Below are 16,126 nucleotides of genomic sequence, written 5' to 3' on the forward strand. Positions count from 1 at the left end.
GCCGTCCAGCATTTCGCCGGCGCGCAGATCGCGTTTTGCTACCGCAGCGACGTCGCCGCGAAAATCATGCGGCTGACCGGTCGGCTCGTTGCGTAGCGCGGCCGAGAGGATCGAGATATTCAGCTCAAGTCCGATCAGATGATACGGCTTGTACATCGCCGCATATCGGCCTGATGCATCGGTCTTCAGCCCATATTGCCTGAAGCAATCGGCAGCGTAATCGTTCGGCGCCTCCAGCACGACATAGACGCCCCAGCGCAGATCCCTGAATACAGGACGGCCGTCGCGCTCCAGCGAAGACACGACTTCCGCAAGACCAGCCTTCTCCAGCACGCCGCCCTTATCACTTGGCCGCATCACATGCGGCAGATCGTCGACGCCGCAAGGTGGAAACAGCAACCCATCCGACGGCACGTCCAGTCCGGTCGCGTTGGCGATCGCCGCCATTTCGATCGCGGATTTGGTGCCGTCCAGGAATGAGTTGAACATCTGCGGATTCATGCCGGCCGATTGTGCTTCGCCCGCCGTCAGCCCGTAATGCTGCCAGACGCCGTCCGGCGTCACGTCGTGATAGGCGGGGAGGTATTTGGTGCCCTTGCCGGCGGCGACGACGCGAAAGCCCGTCGCGCGCGCCCAATCCACCATCTCCGCCGTCAGCGCCGGCTGGTCGCCATAGGCCAGCGAATAGACCACGCCAGCCCTGCGCGCTTCCTGCGCCAGTAGCGGCCCGGCCAGCACGTCGGCCTCGACATTGACCATCACGACATGCTTGCCCGCCGCAATGGCCGCGCGGGCATGCCTAATGCCGACGGCCGGGTTACCGGTAGCTTCCACCACGACGTCCACTGCGCTGTCGGCGATCGCGCGCGCGCCGTCGTCGGTGAAGACCGTCCGCGCGATCCTCGCCTGATCCCAGCCGACGGTGCGGCAGGCTTCGCGGGCCCGATCACGATTGATGTCGATGATGACGGGCACTTCGAGTCCCGGCGTATGCGGCACCTGCGACAGGAACATCGAGCCGAATTTTCCGGCGCCGATCAGCGCGACGCGAACCGGCTTGCCGGCCGCCAGGCGGGCGTTGAGAAGGTGGTGGAGGTTCATGGAGAGTTTCCAGTTATCGTGTCCCGGACGCGGTGCAGCCTAGGCGATGCGAAGCATCGTCCGGAAGTGCTGCTCCGCAGAGCCGGGACCCATGAAGGAGATACGACGGGAGTGGGCCCCGGCTCAGCAGCGCACCGCTTCGCGCTGCGCTGCGTCCGGGGCACGAGAGCCTCACTCCGCGGCTTGCCGATGCGCACGCGCGAGCCGCAGCAGCGCGTCATCGTCGACGGTCTGGATCGGCGTGAAGTCGCGATGCGCGATGTAGTCGGGCCTCGTCGGCGTGCGAATGTAGTTCGAGACTGCATTCAGCGTCAGGTAGACGATCTTGCGCGGGTAGGGCGTGATGTTGCCGCTTGATCCGTGCACCAGATTGCCGTGGAACATCAGCATGCCGCCGGCCTTGCCGGTGGGGGCGACGATGCCGCCTTCCTTCACCAGCCGGGTGACAGTCTCCTCATCCAAGGTCCACAGCGGATAGGACGTCGTTTCCAGATCATGCGAGGCCTTGAGGTCGCCGGCGTGCTGGCTCTTCGGCACCAGCATCAACGGGCCGTTGATCGGCATGACCTCGTCCAGGAAGATCGCGATGTTCATCGCGCGCGGCTCCGGCATGCCGTCGTCGCGCTTCCAGGTGCCGTAATCCTGATGCCACTGCCAGACGTCACCGGTGAAGGCGGCTTTGGCGTTGATCTTGAATTGATGCATGTAGACCTTCTCGCCGAAGATCTGCTCGATCGGCTCGATCATGCGTGGATGCGCGCCGAGAGCGCCGAACGCCTCGTTATAGAGATGCGCGGCAAAGGCGGTGCGCGGCGCGCCGCTCTTCTCGCGCCACACCTCCGGGCGGTTGGTGTCGTAGATGCTGACGGCTTCGCGGGCGAGATAATCCACTTCCTCCTGGCTGAATAGCTCGGGCAGGAACAGCCAGCCTTCGCGGTTGAAGAATTCGATCTGCTGTGGCGTCAGTTTCATGGTGTTTCCTCCTTTGGTTTTTGTTTTCTCTCCCCTCATGGTGAGGAGCGCGTCTTCGCGCGTCTCGAACCATGAGGCCCGTGACCCATCCTTCGAGACGCCGCTTCGCGGCTCCTCAGGATGAGGACCTGCACTACGCCGCCCTATCCGTCGCCCTCAGTCTCTCCTCAGTCATCCGCCCGGCCGTCTGCGCATGCGCCAGCGCCGCGGCCTCCGCCGTCCTGGCATTGCCGGCGAAAATCTGCGCCGCAATAGCCTCATGCTCTTCCCAGGCGCGCTCGCGGTAATCGAGCTCCGCCAGCACGGTCGCCATCGAGCGGCGCATATGCGGCCATTGCGGCGCGATCATTTCCTCGATCGCCGGATTGCCCGCGAGGCGATAGACGGCGCTGTGAAAATCGACGTCGAGGGCGATCAGCCGCGAAAGCGGCGTGTCTTTGCCGATGCTCCGCCCGGCCTGCAGCGCGGCCTCGAGTTGCGCGCGCCCGGAAGCGTCGGCTCTCGCCCGCCCAGCCGCGAGCTTGGCTGCCAGCGCGTCGATCGCGCCTCGCACTTCGTAGAGCTGGCGAATGCGTTCGGGATCGAGCCGGATGACCTCAAAGCCGCGGCGGCCGCTTTCGGCGACGAGCCCCTGCCGATGCAGCAGATGCAGCGCATGGGACACCGGCTGGCGCGATACGCCGAGCTTTTCTGCAAGCTCGTTCTGCCGGATGCGATGCCCGGGCGGCAACGAACGATCGGTGATTGCCTCGAGGATCCGGGCATAGACCTGGTCGATCAGGTTGGGGAGTGGATCCAAGGGGATCATGCCGGGCCGTCCTTTTGGAATACGGAATTCCGAATTCGGAAGTTAGCGACCGGCCCTGGCTGCGTCAAGGGGCTGTGGGGAGACTCACAATTGTCGCGCGCCCGGCAGGCTATATTTCGACGGGGCGTGATCGGAGGGTGATCATGGACAACAATGCCGCGAGTTTCACGGGCAGCATCCCGCATTACTACGATCAGGGCCTCGGACCGGTCATTTTTGTCGAATATGCCGCTGACATTGCGCAACGCGTCGCGGCTGGCCGCCCGGCGCGGGTCCTGGAGACAGCGGCCGGCACCGGCATCGTTACGCGCAAGCTACGAGATGCGTTGCCGGCCGATACCCAACTTACGGCGACCGATTTCAATCCGCCGATGCTCGATATTGCCCGCGCCAAGTTTCAGACCGGCGAGCAGGTTGCCTTCCAGCCGGCCGATGCGGTCGCGCTTCCCTTCGCCGATGCAAGCTTCGATGCGATCGTTTGCCAGTTCGGCCTAATGTTCTTTCCGGACCAGGCAAAATCTTTTTCCGAGGCCTATCGTGTGCTCGCGCCCGGCGGCCGCTACGTGCTCAGCGTTTGGGACTCTCACCGCTACAATCCGTTCGGTAGGATCGCGCATGAAGTGGCGGGCCGATTCTTCGCGACCGACCCGCCGCAGTTTTACAACGTGCCGTTTTCCTGCCACCAGATCGATCCGATCAAGGAGATGCTGATCACGGTTGGCTTCGGCGACATCGGCATTGCCGTGATCAGTCAGGTAAGAGAACTCCCTGACGTCGCGACCTTCGCGCGGGCAGCCGTCCATGGCAATCCGCTGATCGATCAGGTCCAGGCGCGCGGCGGCGTCGATCCGGACCAGATCGTCGACGCGATGGCGCAGGCGTTTCGCCGCGAATTCGGCGATCCCGGCCGGATGCCAGTTCAGGCGATCGTGTTCTCCGCAACAAAGATGACGCCGCTTACGTAAGCAGGTTTACGTCGAACTGTTCGATCCGCTCGGCATCGGCCACCGCTTCCACCGCCGATATCCTGTCGCCACTGATCGTCAGCCGCACCACGATGCGCAGTTGTCCGCCGAGAATGACAGCGAGCGCGAATGCACCGTCGACCAGCGCCGGCTTGGCGGCTTGTGCGCGTCCCTTGAAGGCTTCAGCCACCCCAGTAGCGCCACGGATTTCCGCGAACGAGCCCAGTCGCTGCGCGGCGGAATCGGCGCGGAACACCACGTCGGGATCGAGCACCGCGAGCAGCCCTTCGAAGTCGCCCTCGCGGGAGGCCTTGATGAAGGCCTCGACGATGCTTTTCTGCCGGCCGAAGTCGGGATCCGGCGGCGGCGTGCCCTGCACCCGGCGACGGGCGCGGCTGGCCAGTTGCCTTGCCGCGGCCGGCGTGCGGCCGACGATGGGCGCGATCTCCTCGAACGGCACGGCGAACATGTCGTGCAGCACGAAAGCAAGCCGCTCCGCAGGTGCGAGCGTCTCCAGCACCACCAGCAGTGCTGCGCCGACCGAATCGGCCATCTCTGCGTCCCGCCCATGCTGGTCATCGGCGACAGGTTCCGGCACGTGCGGACCCATTGGTTCCTCGCGCCGCGATTTGCGCGAGCGCAGCATGTCAAGGCAGACGCGCGCGACGACCGTGGTCAGCCACCCCCCGAGGTTTTCGACCGCGCTGGTATCGGAGCGGCTCAGCCGCAGCCAGGTTTCCTGCACGGCATCGTCGACCTCGCTGGTCGAGCCCAGCATGCGGTAGGCCACCGCCCGCAGATGGGGCCGGTTGGCCTCGAATTTCTCAGCCAGAAACTTTTTCTCGTCCATCGGTCACATTCCCATGTCGCGTTCCGTCATGGTGATGACGAACGAAAGCGCGCCGATGTGACAGCAAATCGGCGCCGCCGCGTCAAAAACAGAAACAAGCATATGGAGCACCAAATGATGCAACCCAGAATGAATCACCCCGTCATGGTCGTTCCCGACGCCATGAAGGCGCTGCAGGCGCTGGGTGACCTAACCAAGAACAGCCTGCCGGAAAAACTGCTTGAGCTGGTGCACCTGCGGGCCAGCCAGATCAACGGCTGCAGCGTCTGCGTCGACATGCACCCGAAACTCGCCAGGAAGGCCGGCGAAACCGACGACCGCCTGTTCGCGGTGGCGGCCTGGCGCGACACGCCCTATTTCACCGAAGCCGAGCGCGCGGCCCTGGCGTTGACGGAAGCGCTGACCCGGATCAGCGACCGCGCCGATCCGGTGCCGGACGAGGTCTGGAGTGAGGTCGACAAGCGTTTCGACGAGGCGGAGCTCGCGGCGTTGATTCTGGCGATCGCCAATATCAATGTCTGGAACAGGCTTAACGTTGCCGTACGTCAGCCTGTGGGCGTCTGGAAGGTGTAGCGGGAAGGGAATCCCAAAACTATGGCCAATTTTAACGCGCCGGAACGTGCTTAATTCACCGGCGCGCGCTAAAACAACAGGCCCGGCCGGATCGGCCGGGCTTTCGCTTTTCCTGCTTCATCCCGTTTCCCAACATGTCCTTGGCTTTAGAACCTACCTCGATGCTGCGACCGACCATCCGCAAGCGAATCCTTGGCATCGCCATCGGGCTGATCTTCCTGATGGTGATCATCTCGGCGCTGTCGACGGTGATGACGCGAAAAATTGCGCATCAGCTCGATGAGTTGACGACAAAGTATGTTGAAGCATATGGGCATCTGGCGCGGATGAATGTCCGCTCGCTGGAGCAGGCGGTGGTGGCTCGCCGGACGGTATTCCTCAAGATACAGACGCCGCCGGACGAGACTGCCTTTGCCGATCAGCAAACCATCTATGAGGCGAAGGGCAGGGAGATCGACCAGGAGGCGCAGGCTGCCCGCGCCCTGATCATCGCAATCATTGAGGATCCGACCACCGTCTCCGACGACGCCAAGCTCGGACGGATCGAAAACCGGATCGAAACCATAACGAGCGACCTTCGCCGTTATCTGGACGAAGAGAGCAAGCGGATGTGGCCGCTGCTCGAAGCCGGCAACATGCCGGAAGTACGGGCCAGCCTTGTTCGGACCGACGCGCTTCGCGACGAATTCAATCGCAAGATTGAGGAAATCCGGCACGACATGCTGGAGCAGGTCCGCAGCGATGCGGCCGTGACGATGCGGGATCAGCAGCGCGCGATTGTCATCTCTGCGATCGTGACGATGCTTGCGGCCATTCTCGGACTGACGTTCGCGTTCTTTGTCAGCACCGGCATTACTCGCCCGGTGCGGCGGCTGCTGGACGGCACCCGCGCCGTCGAGGCCGGCCGGCTCGACGGATCGATCGACGTCACCACGCGCGATGAAATTGGCCAGCTCACGGCCGCCTTCAACAACATGGTCGAGCAACTGCGCCACAAGGAGCACCTCCGCGAGACTTTCGGCCGCTACGTCGATCCGCGCGTGGTGGAAGGGTTGATCGACCAGCGATCGCTGACCGCCAGCGCCGGCGAGCGGCGGGTGATGACCGTGCTGTTCTGCGACATGCAGGGCTTTACCAGCCTCAGCGAGGGCATGACGCCGCAGGGCCTCGTCAAGGTGATGAACCACTATCTATCGACGATGTCAGGGCCGATCCGCAGCCATCGCGGCATCATCGACAAGTATATCGGCGACGCGATCATGGCCTATTGGGGGCCTCCCTTTACCGAGCATAGCGAGCAGGCGCGCCTGGCCTGCCTCGCCGCAGTCGAGATGGCCGATCGCGGTACGGCGCTGCGCAGGGAGTTGCCTGAATTGCTGGGCATACGCACCGTGCCGAGCGACTGCGACGTTCGCATTGGCGTTGCCACCGGTGAAGTGCTGGTCGGCAGCATCGGCTCGGAATTCATGATGAGCTACACGGTGATGGGGGATGCGGTTAATCTCGCATCGCGACTGGAGAACGCCAACAAGGTCTATGGCAGCCATTCGCTGGTTTCGGAGGTTGCGATCACGGCGGCCGGCGATGCAGTCGAATCCCGCGAGATCGATCGGCTGGTGGTTGCCGGTCAGACCGTTCCCCAGGCCGTGTTCGATATCCTGGGGCGCAAGGGCGAGCTCACCGAGAAGCAATTGGCGTTGCGTGAGCGATATGCCAAAGGGCTTGCCGCCTATCGGGAGCGCCGCTGGGACGACGCGCGTCGGGCCTTTCAGGCGGCGCTCGAGGCAGTCCCCAGCGACGGACCGGCCGCGGCGCTGGCCAGGCGTGTCGAGAATTTTCAGCTCAATCCGCCGGCCGCCGATTGGGATGGTGCGTGGCGGCTCGACCAGAAGTAAGAAGTCGGCGGTGCATCTACCCCGCCAGGAAATCCAGCACGATCTCTGAAAACTCCTGCGGCGCCTGTTCGAACATCCAGTGGCGCGTGCGCGGGATCACCGCCGTCCGCGCGCCCGGAATGTGTTCGGCCAGCACACGCCAGATCACCGCCAGCGCGCCCCTGGTGTCGCCGCCGCCGATCAGCAGCATCGGTGTCCTGATCGCCTCCGCTTCGCTCTTCAGGAATGGCTGGCGGTTTTCGCCGACCTGGCCGAGCAGCGTATGGATATTGTCGCGCAATTGCTGCCGCGCCGCCGCCGGCCATCGCGCCCATGCGCCTTCGCCGTCGATGCCATCGACGAACAGCGCCAGCGCGCCGTCAGTGTCACCGTTTCGCACCATCTCGGCCGCGATCGGAATGCGCGGGCCCAGCGGCACGGGGCCAGGAGGTGGACTGCTCGGCTGCAGCGACGGCTCGAGATCGCCGCCCGGTTCAGCAAGGACGGCCTTGCGCAATAAATCAGCCCGCGCCTGGGCCACCCGGAATCCGATATGGCCGCCGCGGGAATGGCCGATCAGATCGACCGGCCCGGCATTGAGTTTTTCGATGAATCCGATGACGTCTGCGACGTGCTGCGCCACCAGATAGTCGTTGCCGACGCCGTCCCAATGTTCCGGAAAGAACCGCCGCAGGCTCAGCGAGATTACGCGGTGCTGTTTCGATAGCGGCCCCAGCACGGCGTTCCAGGTGCGGAAATCGCCGAGCGTGCCGTGCACGAGAACCAGCGGCGGGTTGTTGGCAGCGCCTTGGCCGACATCGAGATAGGCCAAGTCGTAGCCGTTGACGTTCAAGGTCTGCATCGCGATCAATCCTCCGCGAGATACGACAGCACGATTTCGCAATATTTCTGCGGCGCCTGTTCGAACATCGGATGCGTGGCCCCCGGGATCATCTCGACGCGCGATCCCCTGACGTTGGCGGCCAAGGCATTCAGCACCTTTGGCAGCATACCTTTGGTGTTGGCGCCGCCGATAAACAGCGTCGGCGTCTTGATTGCCTCCGCATCCGCCTTGGAGAAGGGCGGCCGGTGGTCGCGCATCTGCCCGATCAGCGTCGTGGCGTTGTCGCGCAGCAATTGTTTCGGCGTCGCCGGCAGGCGCTTCCAGGCGCCGGGACCTTCCAGCGCATCCATGAAAATCTGCAAGCCGCCGTCGATATCGCCCTTGGCGATCACCTTGGCGGAAGCCGCGATCATTCCGGCCAGCGGCGAGGGGCCGGGCATGTAAGCCGGATCGAGCGTGGCATCGAGTTCGCCGCCGGGCTCGGCCAGGATCAACTTGCGTAGCAGATCAGGCCGGCGCTGCGCGACGCGAAAGCAGATGTGCCCGCCGCGGGAATGGCCCATCAGGTCGACCGGCCTTGCATCCAGCTTTTCGATGAAGCCGATCACGTCGTCGACATGCTGGGCGATCGAATAGGTATCGCCGACGCCGTCCCAATGCTCCGGGAAGAAGTGCCGGAGCGACGGCGCGATCACGCGGTGCTTGCGCGTCAGCGGTCCCAGCACCGACGACCAGATCCGGAAATCGCACAGCGAGCCATGCACGCACACCAGCGGTGGGCCATTGCCGGCGCCGTGGCCGACATCGAGATAGGCCATGTCATAGCCGTTGACGTGAAGGGTTTGCACACGAAGCTCGCGGAATTGGAAGCAGGCGAGGGCCATTGAAGGGCGTCGGCGGGAGCCCCAGATCAGCGGAAGTTGTTCATGCCGTCAAGTTCCCCCGGGATTCGGGTGGATAGCAATAATCTCCAAGCCTAGATTTGAGCTTGAGAGGAAAGCTAGTGGCATTGAACAGGAGAATATGGAGCCAGTCATGACCGGGCACCATTTTGCGATATTCGACACCGCGATCGGCCGTTGCGGCATCGTCTGGGGTGAGCGCGGCATTACCTCGGTGCAATTGCCGATGGGCGACGAGAAGAAGACCCGCACTCGCCTGCAGCAGCGCCATGACGACCTGATCGAGACGTCGCCGCCCGCAAAGGTGCAGGCCGCGATCGACGGCATCGTCGAACTGCTCGAAGGCAAGCCGAAGGATCTCGCCGACGTCGTGCTCGATCTCGACGGCGTCCCCGAATTCAACCGCGGCGTCTACGACATCGCGCGTACGATACCGCCGGGCAAGACCATGACCTATGGCGATATCGCCAGGAAGCTGGGCGGCGTCGAGCTGTCGCGCGACGTCGGTCAGGCGCTCGGGCGCAACCCCTGTCCGATCGTCGTGCCGTGTCATCGCGTGCTCGCGGCGGGCAACAAGCCCGGCGGCTTCTCCGCCAATGGCGGGGTGGTGACGAAGCTCAAGATGCTGGCGATCGAAGGCGCGGCGGTGAACCACACGCCGAGCCTGTTCGACTGAGCGCTCGGAAAGCATGATGAAACTAGATTTGATTGCGAGCACGAAAGCGTCTCGAAAGCGGATGGGTTCGAGTTCATATCGCCTCGCAGGAGAATCCGTTGCCGGCGCGCCGAATCTTCCCAACCGAAGGTGACGGGAAATGCGCGGTGCAGCACAGGGTATCGGTGTCGCAGTAGCGCTCCAGGAAGCCGCGCCGCGTCGCCGCCGCCTGCGCCTGGTCGACGTCGAACTTCACGGATAGTTCCGGATAGCGCGTCTGCAACGGCGAATGCATCAGGTCGCCCGAGAATACGGCGTCATCCTTAGCGCGGCCGAAGGTGAAGGCGACATGGCCGGGCGTATGGCCCGGCGTCGGCAGGATGCGGGTGTGGTCGCCGATCGCAAAATCGCTGCGGACGATTTCGGCCTGTTTGGCCTCGACGACCGGCAGCACGCTATCGCCAAATGGCGGCACCGGCGTCTTCGCGTGCGTCTCGGTCCAGTAGTCGAATTCGGTCTTGTCGAACACGTAGCGCGCTTTCGGGAATGTCGGCACCCAGCGGCCATTGTCGAGCCGCGTGTTCCAGCCGACATGGTCGACATGCAGATGCGTGCACATGACGTAGTCGATGTCTTCGACGGAGAAGCCGGCTGCGGCGAGACCGCGCATATAGGTGTCGTCGGCCTTCATGTTCCATTTCGGCCGCTGCGGCCGCGGCTTGTCGTTGCCGATGCAGCTATCGATCAGGATGGTGTGGTGCGGCGTCTTCACTACGTAAGACTGGAAGCAGAGGATCAGCACGTCCTTGTCGTCGAGCGCGCCGGCGTCTCGCATCCATGACCGGTTCTCCGCAAGGACCTCCGGTGTCAGCCCCCGGCAGCATCTCCAGCGCCGGCAGGAAGGTGGTTTCCTGCTCGATGATGCGGTAAATGGCGAGGTCGCCCACGGTGAATTTCAGGCTCATGGTTTTCCTGCTGAATTGTCGTGCGTTGTTGTCCGGGACGTAAGAAATAATGAAGTTGGCAGGTCGCCGAAATAACCGATCGCCCGAAAACGTGGCGTGACTGATTGCTCGATCAATTTGACCGAAACGATTTGCCGGTCGCCAGCAGTCAGCCAACCGTCGTCAGTCGCGGCTGGGCTGCCGCAGGCGAGATTACGCTGATCCGTCGAGAATTGATGGAGCTGCTGCGCGGCGGCAGCAGACGCCGTGAGCGCGAAGACAGCGGCGAAGCCGAGGCGCTGCGATCCTTTGGCAACCTCGCGCATGCCGCTGTCTCCCCCTCTCGTTGTTACGCCGGCGGCGGCACCGAGATTTTCACCGACGGCCGTTCCATCATCCTCTGATGGAAAGCGTCGAGCTTCGGATAGGCCTTGCGCCAGCCGCAATCGGCAAAGCGGAAGTCGGCATAGCCGAGCACGCAAACCAGGCCGATCTGCGCAATGTTGAACGGACCGGACAGCACTTCGGGCTTGTTCTCGAACCGTGCCATGCCGGCCCACGCACGATTCCAATGGTCGTCGTGCCAGGCGTCCCAGCGCAGCCCTTCCGGCCTCGCCATCTTTTCGTAGCGGCACAGCAGCATGGAATCGAGCATGCCCTGCAGCAGGGAATGGTCGCTCTTCACCTTCCACCGCTCAGGCCCGGATGCGGGGATCAGCTTTCCGCCGCCGGCGAGCTCGTCGAGATATTCGACGATGACATAGGAATCGAGAATGACGTCACCATTGTCGAGGATCAGCACCGGCAGCTTTTTCAGCGGCGTGATCTTCGAGTATTCTTCATTGGGTTGACCCGGAGCAACCGTCGCCGGAGTGAGTTCAATCTTGTCGATCAGGCCGGTCTCGATCGCGGCGATGCGGACTTTTCGGGCGAACGGCGAGGCGGGAGAGAAGGTGAGTTTCATGGAGGGGTTCCTCGGAGGCTTCTTCTTGTTTTGTGCGGCGATGACACTCGATGTCATCATCCGCGAAAGCGGATGATCCAGTACGCCGCGGCGGTTCGGTTTTCTCACCAATGCCGCGGCGTACTGGATACCCCGCAAGAGCCTGTCGCCGGGCTCGCCGAAGGCGAGACCCGGTGGCGGGGTATGACGTCTAGGCCGCAATGATTTCCTGGCGCTGCTCGCCGAGCCCTTCGATGCCGAGCGTGACGACGTCGCCGACGTTGAGGAAGGTCGGCGGCTTCATGCCGAGGCCCACGCCGGGCGGGGTGCCGGTGGTGACGATGTCGCCGGGCAACAGCGTCATGAACTGCGAGACATAGGAAATGCACTTCGCCATCGAGAAGATCATGGTCGAGGTCGATCCGGTCTGGCAGCGCTTGCCGTTGACGTCGAGCCACATCGACAGCTTCTGCACGTCGGGGATTTCGTCCTTGGTGACCAGCCACGGGCCGAGCGGGCCGAACGTGTCGTGCGACTTGCCCTTGGTCCACTGACCGAGCCGCTCGATCTGGAAATTGCGCTCGGAGACGTCGTTGCAGACGCAATAGCCGGCGATGTGGTCGAGCGCGTCGGCCTCCGAGACATATTTGGCGCGGGTGCCGATGATGGCGGCGATCTCGACTTCCCAGTCGAGCTTGGTGGAGCCGCGCGGCTTTTCGACCGCATCGTTCGGGCCCGACAGCGAGGTGTTGGCCTTGATGAAGAAGATCGGCTCGGTCGGGATCGGCGATCCCGTCTCCTTGGCGTGGTCGCTGTAGTTCAGACCGATCGCCACGAATTTCGAGATGCCGGTGACCGGCGCGCCCAGGCGCTGCTTGCCGTCGACGGCGGGAAGCTTGGAGGTATCCAGCGCCGCCAGCTTGGCCAGCGAGGCCGGCGCATAGGCATCCCCGTCGAGATCCCTGACATGGGCGGAAAGATCGCGCAGCTGGCCGGATTTATCGATCAGGCCGGGCTTTTCCGCACCCTTGGCGCCGTAACGAACAAGCTTCATTTTATCGCTCCCTGCGGGGTTATCAGATCTTATTGGTGGTATACCTCGGCACGCTTCTTGGAACAGCGGCGCAGGAAATTCAACTGCCGACCCGACCCCAGCGCTACATACCAGACCCTCATCCTGAGGAGGCCGCAGCGCGGCCATCTCGAAGGATGTGGCCCGACTGGGGCCTACATGGTTCGAGACGGCGCAAGCGCCTTCTCACCATGAGGGGCAAGAAAGACGCCTCAAGGTCACCCCAGCGCCACGAACCGGAAAGCGTCGCCATCGCGCTTGATGTGACCGGCACTGAAGTGCCCGCCTATCACCAGTGTGGGCGTGTCGGCGAAGCGCGAAAATAGTTCGCGGCGGGTTTCGGCCGATTGCCGGGGATCGGAATCGGCAGTCGAGGACCAGTCGAGATGGGCCATCTGGCACGGATGATGGGCGACGTCCCCCGTCAGCAGGGCTTCCTCACCGTCCGACTTGATGTGGACGCTCATATGGCCGGGACTGTGGCCGGAGGTCGGGATCAACGTGATTTCATCCGTCAATCTGGCATCGCTGGCGACGAGCTCGGAGTTGCCGGCGTCGGCGATCGGCTTCACGGAATCGTCGAACACGGCGAGCTTATCCGGCGCATCGCTGTGGTCGCGCCAGTGCTCGTATTCGCCTCTGCCGAATACATAGCGGGCATTGGCGAAGGTCGGCACCCATTTGCCGTCGACGAGTTTCGTGTTCCAGCCGACATGGTCGACATGCAGGTGCGTGCACAGCACGGTATCGATGCTGTCGGGCGGGAAGCCCGCCGCTGTCAGCATGTCGAGGAACGGATGCTTTCGGTTGTTCCAGGTCGGCACATTGCGGCCCTGCTTGTCGTTGCCGAGACCGGTATCGACGATGATCCGGCGCGACGGAGTCTCGACCAGGAACGAATGGATCGACATTTTCAGCCGGCCTTCCTCGGTCGCAAATTGCGGGATCAGCCAAGGCAATTTCCGGATTTCCTCGTTGGTCGCGAGCGGAAGAATGAAACGGGTGCTGCCGACAGTCTCCATTTCGACAATTCTCGTGATCCTGACCCTGCCCACGTTCCAGTGCATCCGGCGCATCCTCTCGTTTCTGATTGTTCGGGCAAGGATGCGGGTTTCCATCTGCCGGCGCAATGGATCATCCGACGGCGTTCAGCGTTATCGCATAGCCCGTATGAGGAACATGCGATGCCAGAACTCCTTATTTCGCCCGAAAAAATCGGCTTTCTGATCGAGAAGGCCCGGCAATTCGACGTCAAGGAAGGCGCATCCGATCCGGATTCAGGATCGAACGCGGGCGATGACGACATGATCGACGTGCTGCAGGACAACGGAAAAGATCCAGTCGTCAGCGAGATCACCGGCTTCATCAACTCGCTTTCCGAGGACGAGAGGGTCGCTCTCGTCGCGCTGATGCGACTGGGGCGCGGCGACGCCACCATCGAGGAATGGGAGGATCTACGTGCGGAAGCGGCGGGCCAGCGGGACCGCGACACCGCGCGCTATCTTCTCGGCGAGCCGATGCTTGGAGATTTGCTGGCGCAGGGGCTCGACGAGTTCGGCCTTAGCTGGAACGAGGAGCGAACGACGGCCGATTCCTCCGGTGTCAGCCAGCGGGAAGAAGACGAGCGCAATCCACGATAACGGTGCCCAGCTTGTCGCCTTTCTCCACCGCAAGGTGCGCCAGCGCGGTGTCCGAGAGTGCGAACTGCGCGGCGACGTTATGGATGCGCCGGCCTGCCGACAGCCATTTCGTGATGTCGGCTTGCGCTGCCGCCAGTAGCGGCGGCGGCAGCGCAAACAGCACGAGTGCGCGGACCGCGATGCATTTCTCCATCAATTCGCGCATTGGCACGACCGGCGTGCGGTTGCCGTTGGTGGCGTAGACCGCAATCGTCGAATTGGTGCACATCAGTTTCAGCGTGGTCGCGATATTGCCGCCGAAATCGACATCGACGACGCGGTCGACGCCGCGCTGCCCGGTGAAGGCCATCGCCTTCGCAACAACGTCCTCCGTCTTGTAGTTGACGACGAGATCGGCGCCGGCGAGACGTGCCTGCTCGGCCTTGGCTGCCGAACTGACGGTCGCGATCACCTTGGCGCCACCCCATTTGGCGAGCTGCACGGCATAGTGCCCGACCGCGCCGGCGCCGCCGGTGACGAGCACCGTCTGCCCCACGATCGGCCCGTCACAATAGAGACAGCACCATGCCGTCATGCCGGGAATGCCCAGCGTAGCGCCTTCGGCAAACGAGAGACTATCCGGCAGCGGCGTCACCAGATGTTCGGCGAGCGCAATATATTCAGCCGCGGTGCCGAACGCGCGGCCATTGCGCTGGCCGTTGAACAGCCAGACGCGCTGGCCGATCTTGAGCCGCGTGACGCCGTCGCCGACCTGATCGATGATGCCGGCGCCATCGCTGTTTGGAATAACGCGCGGATACTCCATCGGCCGGTAGCCGCCGCCGCGGCGGCCGACATCGGCGGGATTGACGCCGGACGTCTCCAGCCGTACCCGGACTTCGCCCGGGCCAGCCACCGGCGCCGGCATCTCGCCATAGGCCAGCACTTCCTGTGCTGGCCCGGTTCGCTCGTACCAGACTGCCTTCATAGCGTGCCGGGGAAAGCGCCGCCGTCGAGCAAAATGTTCTGGCCGGTGATGAAGCCGGCCTTGGCGCCGCACAGGAAGGCGCAGGCATAGCCGAACTCGTCGGGATCGCCGAACCGCCCGGCGGGATTGAGTTTTGCGCGCTCGGCCAGCAACTGATCCACGGTGATGCCGCGCTTTTCGGCGTCGACCTTCGCCACCGGTCCGCGCAGGCGGTCCGTGTCGAACGGTCCTGGCAGTAGCGCATTGATAGTGACGTTGTTGATCACGGTCTTGCGCGCGATCCCGGCGACGAAACCGGTGAGGCCAGCGCGGGCGCCGTTGGAGAGGCCCAGCACTTCGATCGGCGCCTTCACTGCGGCCGAGGTGATATTGACGATGCGGCCAAATTTCCGCGCCATCATGCCGTCCACCGTCGCCTTGATCAGTTCGATCGGCGTCAGCATGTTGGCGTCGATTGCCTTGATCCAGTCATCGCGGGTCCAGTTGCGGAAATCGCCGGGCGGCGGACCGCCGGCATTGTTGATTAGGATGTCCGGTTCGGGACAGGCCTTCAGCACGGCTTCGCGGCCGGCGGGCGTCGTGATGTCGCCGACAATCTCGGTTACCGTGACGCCGGGATTGGCCTTGCGGATATCGTCGGCCGCCTTCTTCAGTGCCTCCGCTCCGCGCGCGGTCAACGTGACGTGCACGCCCTCATTGGCCAGCGCCACGGCGCAGGCGCGCCCCAAGCCCTTGCTCGATGCGCAGACGATGGCACGGCGGCCTTTGATCCCAAGATCCACTTTTTCTCTCCCGTTGCATCAGGTGATATTCTTGTAGTCCGATGCGGCCACTCTAGCCAAATCGGATACTGCTGGTAAGCCGTGGAGTGTGCTGATAATGCATAATTGCGATCTCGGAAATCGGCTCACTCCACGTCATTGCGAGCGAAGCGAAGCAATCCATGCCACGGCATAACGGATAGATGGATTGCTTCGTCGCTTCGCTCCTCGCAATGACGGAGGGGCGCTACAACG

17 protein-coding genes and 1 pseudogene (1 of these 18 running past the window's edge) are annotated in these 16,126 nt (G+C 63.3%); 5 read left to right on the forward strand and 13 right to left on the reverse strand.

The window, feature by feature from the left end:
• From YUO_RS0116235 to YUO_RS0116245, 3 genes are all read right to left on the reverse strand, one after another.
• Nucleotides 1-1,101, reverse strand: the 5' portion of a protein-coding gene (locus YUO_RS0116235; protein WP_028348224.1) for an NAD(P)H-dependent oxidoreductase. 207 nt of this gene lie to the left of the window's left edge; the window shows 1,101 of its 1,308 coding nt (coding positions 1-1,101); its start codon is at nucleotides 1,099-1,101; its stop codon lies off the left edge, out of view.
• A 171-nt stretch (nucleotides 1,102-1,272) separates the two neighbouring features.
• Nucleotides 1,273-2,073 (reverse strand): phytanoyl-CoA dioxygenase family protein, encoded by an 801-nt coding sequence (locus YUO_RS0116240; RefSeq protein WP_028348225.1) that lies wholly within the window; start codon nucleotides 2,071-2,073, stop codon nucleotides 1,273-1,275.
• A 133-nt stretch (nucleotides 2,074-2,206) separates the two neighbouring features.
• The gene (locus YUO_RS0116245) at nucleotides 2,207-2,881 is read right to left on the reverse strand and encodes a GntR family transcriptional regulator (protein ID WP_028348226.1); all 675 of its coding nucleotides are present in this window, start codon (nucleotides 2,879-2,881) and stop codon (nucleotides 2,207-2,209) included.
• A 143-nt stretch (nucleotides 2,882-3,024) separates the two neighbouring features.
• On the opposite strand from YUO_RS0116245, the gene YUO_RS0116250 reads away from it, so the two are divergent.
• Nucleotides 3,025-3,846, forward strand: a complete 822-nt coding sequence (locus tag YUO_RS0116250; protein ID WP_035726800.1) for a class I SAM-dependent methyltransferase — start codon at nucleotides 3,025-3,027, stop codon at nucleotides 3,844-3,846.
• On the opposite strand, the gene YUO_RS0116255 is transcribed toward YUO_RS0116250, so the two are convergent.
• Nucleotides 3,839-4,696, reverse strand: a complete 858-nt coding sequence (locus YUO_RS0116255; RefSeq protein WP_028348228.1) for a sigma-70 family RNA polymerase sigma factor — start codon at nucleotides 4,694-4,696, stop codon at nucleotides 3,839-3,841. The genes YUO_RS0116250 and YUO_RS0116255 overlap by 8 nt on opposite strands.
• Before the next feature lie 117 nt (nucleotides 4,697-4,813).
• Here YUO_RS0116255 and YUO_RS0116265 point away from each other — a divergent pair, with 117 nt between their 5' ends.
• Both YUO_RS0116265 and YUO_RS0116270 read left to right on the forward strand, forming a co-directional pair.
• A complete protein-coding gene (locus YUO_RS0116265; protein WP_028348229.1) occupies nucleotides 4,814-5,269 on the forward strand; it encodes a carboxymuconolactone decarboxylase family protein in 456 nt (151 codons plus the stop codon).
• 161 nt (nucleotides 5,270-5,430) lie between these two features.
• Nucleotides 5,431-7,164 carry an adenylate/guanylate cyclase domain-containing protein gene (locus YUO_RS0116270; RefSeq protein WP_028348230.1) on the forward strand — a complete coding sequence of 578 codons (1,734 nt, stop codon included), beginning with the start codon at nucleotides 5,431-5,433 and terminating at the stop codon, nucleotides 7,162-7,164.
• A 16-nt stretch (nucleotides 7,165-7,180) separates the two neighbouring features.
• Here the strand turns inward: YUO_RS0116270 and YUO_RS0116275 are convergent, their stop codons facing one another.
• Nucleotides 7,181-8,005, reverse strand: a complete 825-nt coding sequence (locus tag YUO_RS0116275; RefSeq protein ID WP_028348231.1) for an alpha/beta fold hydrolase — start codon at nucleotides 8,003-8,005, stop codon at nucleotides 7,181-7,183.
• Nucleotides 8,006-8,010: 5 nt separating this feature from the next.
• Nucleotides 8,011-8,835, reverse strand: a complete 825-nt coding sequence (locus YUO_RS0116280) for an alpha/beta fold hydrolase (RefSeq protein WP_028348232.1) — start codon at nucleotides 8,833-8,835, stop codon at nucleotides 8,011-8,013.
• 187 nt (nucleotides 8,836-9,022) lie between these two features.
• On the opposite strand from YUO_RS0116280, the gene YUO_RS0116285 reads away from it, so the two are divergent.
• On the forward strand, nucleotides 9,023-9,565 hold the full coding sequence (locus YUO_RS0116285) for a methylated-DNA--[protein]-cysteine S-methyltransferase (protein WP_028348233.1): 543 nt from the start codon (nucleotides 9,023-9,025) through the stop codon (nucleotides 9,563-9,565).
• Nucleotides 9,566-9,638: 73 nt separating this feature from the next.
• Here YUO_RS0116285 and YUO_RS40885 read toward each other — a convergent pair.
• From YUO_RS40885 to YUO_RS0116310, 5 genes and pseudogenes are all read right to left on the reverse strand, one after another.
• Nucleotides 9,639-10,509 (reverse strand): annotated as a pseudogene (locus tag YUO_RS40885) (MBL fold metallo-hydrolase).
• Nucleotides 10,506-10,814 carry a hypothetical protein gene (locus YUO_RS46235; protein ID WP_156908640.1) on the reverse strand — a complete coding sequence of 103 codons (309 nt, stop codon included), beginning with the start codon at nucleotides 10,812-10,814 and terminating at the stop codon, nucleotides 10,506-10,508. Before YUO_RS46235 ends, YUO_RS40885 begins: the two are co-directional and overlap by 4 nt.
• Nucleotides 10,815-10,837: 23 nt before the next feature.
• On the reverse strand, nucleotides 10,838-11,452 hold the full coding sequence (locus tag YUO_RS0116300; protein WP_028348235.1) for a glutathione S-transferase family protein: 615 nt from the start codon (nucleotides 11,450-11,452) through the stop codon (nucleotides 10,838-10,840).
• Nucleotides 11,453-11,642: 190 nt separating this feature from the next.
• The gene (locus YUO_RS0116305) at nucleotides 11,643-12,485 is read right to left on the reverse strand and encodes a fumarylacetoacetate hydrolase family protein (protein ID WP_028348236.1); all 843 of its coding nucleotides are present in this window, start codon (nucleotides 12,483-12,485) and stop codon (nucleotides 11,643-11,645) included.
• Nucleotides 12,486-12,721: 236 nt separating this feature from the next.
• Entirely contained in the window at nucleotides 12,722-13,570 is an 849-nt protein-coding gene (locus tag YUO_RS0116310) for an MBL fold metallo-hydrolase (RefSeq protein WP_028348237.1), read from the reverse strand.
• A gap of 117 nt (nucleotides 13,571-13,687) precedes the next feature.
• Here YUO_RS0116310 and YUO_RS0116315 point away from each other — a divergent pair, with 117 nt between their 5' ends.
• Nucleotides 13,688-14,143 carry a DUF3775 domain-containing protein gene (locus YUO_RS0116315; RefSeq protein WP_028348238.1) on the forward strand — a complete coding sequence of 152 codons (456 nt, stop codon included), beginning with the start codon at nucleotides 13,688-13,690 and terminating at the stop codon, nucleotides 14,141-14,143.
• Here YUO_RS0116315 and YUO_RS0116320 read toward each other — a convergent pair.
• Together YUO_RS0116320 and YUO_RS0116325 are read right to left on the reverse strand one after the other, a co-directional pair.
• Nucleotides 14,106-15,110 (reverse strand): NADPH:quinone reductase, encoded by a 1,005-nt coding sequence (locus YUO_RS0116320; protein WP_028348239.1) that lies wholly within the window; start codon nucleotides 15,108-15,110, stop codon nucleotides 14,106-14,108. The genes YUO_RS0116315 and YUO_RS0116320 overlap by 38 nt on opposite strands.
• Nucleotides 15,107-15,892, reverse strand: coding sequence for an SDR family oxidoreductase (locus YUO_RS0116325; protein WP_028348240.1), 786 nt, complete (start codon nucleotides 15,890-15,892; stop codon nucleotides 15,107-15,109). The genes YUO_RS0116320 and YUO_RS0116325 overlap by 4 nt, the downstream gene beginning before the upstream one ends.
• Between the last annotated feature and the right edge of the window lie 234 nt (nucleotides 15,893-16,126).

It is taken from the genome of Bradyrhizobium murdochi, from assembly GCF_000472965.1.
Classification (GTDB): Bacteria; Pseudomonadota; Alphaproteobacteria; order Rhizobiales; family Xanthobacteraceae; genus Bradyrhizobium; species Bradyrhizobium murdochi.

What these genes read in the sequence shown, in the direction of transcription:
- YUO_RS0116285 (WP_028348233.1), top strand. Translation starts at nt 9,023, where the DNA reads ATGACCGGGCACCATTTTGCGATATTCGACACCGCGATCGGCCGTTGC.
- YUO_RS0116240 (WP_028348225.1), bottom strand. Translation starts at nt 2,073, where the DNA reads ATGAAACTGACGCCACAGCAGATCGAATTCTTCAACCGCGAAGGCTGG.
- YUO_RS0116250 (WP_035726800.1), top strand. Translation starts at nt 3,025, where the DNA reads ATGGACAACAATGCCGCGAGTTTCACGGGCAGCATCCCGCATTACTAC.
- YUO_RS0116255 (WP_028348228.1), bottom strand. Translation starts at nt 4,696, where the DNA reads ATGGACGAGAAAAAGTTTCTGGCTGAGAAATTCGAGGCCAACCGGCCC.
- YUO_RS0116265 (WP_028348229.1), top strand. Translation starts at nt 4,814, where the DNA reads ATGCAACCCAGAATGAATCACCCCGTCATGGTCGTTCCCGACGCCATG.
- YUO_RS0116270 (WP_028348230.1), top strand. Translation starts at nt 5,431, where the DNA reads ATGCTGCGACCGACCATCCGCAAGCGAATCCTTGGCATCGCCATCGGG.
- YUO_RS0116315 (WP_028348238.1), top strand. Translation starts at nt 13,688, where the DNA reads ATGCCAGAACTCCTTATTTCGCCCGAAAAAATCGGCTTTCTGATCGAG.
- YUO_RS0116310 (WP_028348237.1), bottom strand. Translation starts at nt 13,570, where the DNA reads ATGCACTGGAACGTGGGCAGGGTCAGGATCACGAGAATTGTCGAAATG.
- YUO_RS0116305 (WP_028348236.1), bottom strand. Translation starts at nt 12,485, where the DNA reads ATGAAGCTTGTTCGTTACGGCGCCAAGGGTGCGGAAAAGCCCGGCCTG.
- YUO_RS0116245 (WP_028348226.1), bottom strand. Translation starts at nt 2,881, where the DNA reads ATGATCCCCTTGGATCCACTCCCCAACCTGATCGACCAGGTCTATGCC.
- YUO_RS0116300 (WP_028348235.1), bottom strand. Translation starts at nt 11,452, where the DNA reads ATGAAACTCACCTTCTCTCCCGCCTCGCCGTTCGCCCGAAAAGTCCGC.
- YUO_RS0116320 (WP_028348239.1), bottom strand. Translation starts at nt 15,110, where the DNA reads ATGAAGGCAGTCTGGTACGAGCGAACCGGGCCAGCACAGGAAGTGCTG.
- YUO_RS46235 (WP_156908640.1), bottom strand. Translation starts at nt 10,814, where the DNA reads ATGCGCGAGGTTGCCAAAGGATCGCAGCGCCTCGGCTTCGCCGCTGTC.
- YUO_RS0116275 (WP_028348231.1), bottom strand. Translation starts at nt 8,005, where the DNA reads ATGCAGACCTTGAACGTCAACGGCTACGACTTGGCCTATCTCGATGTC.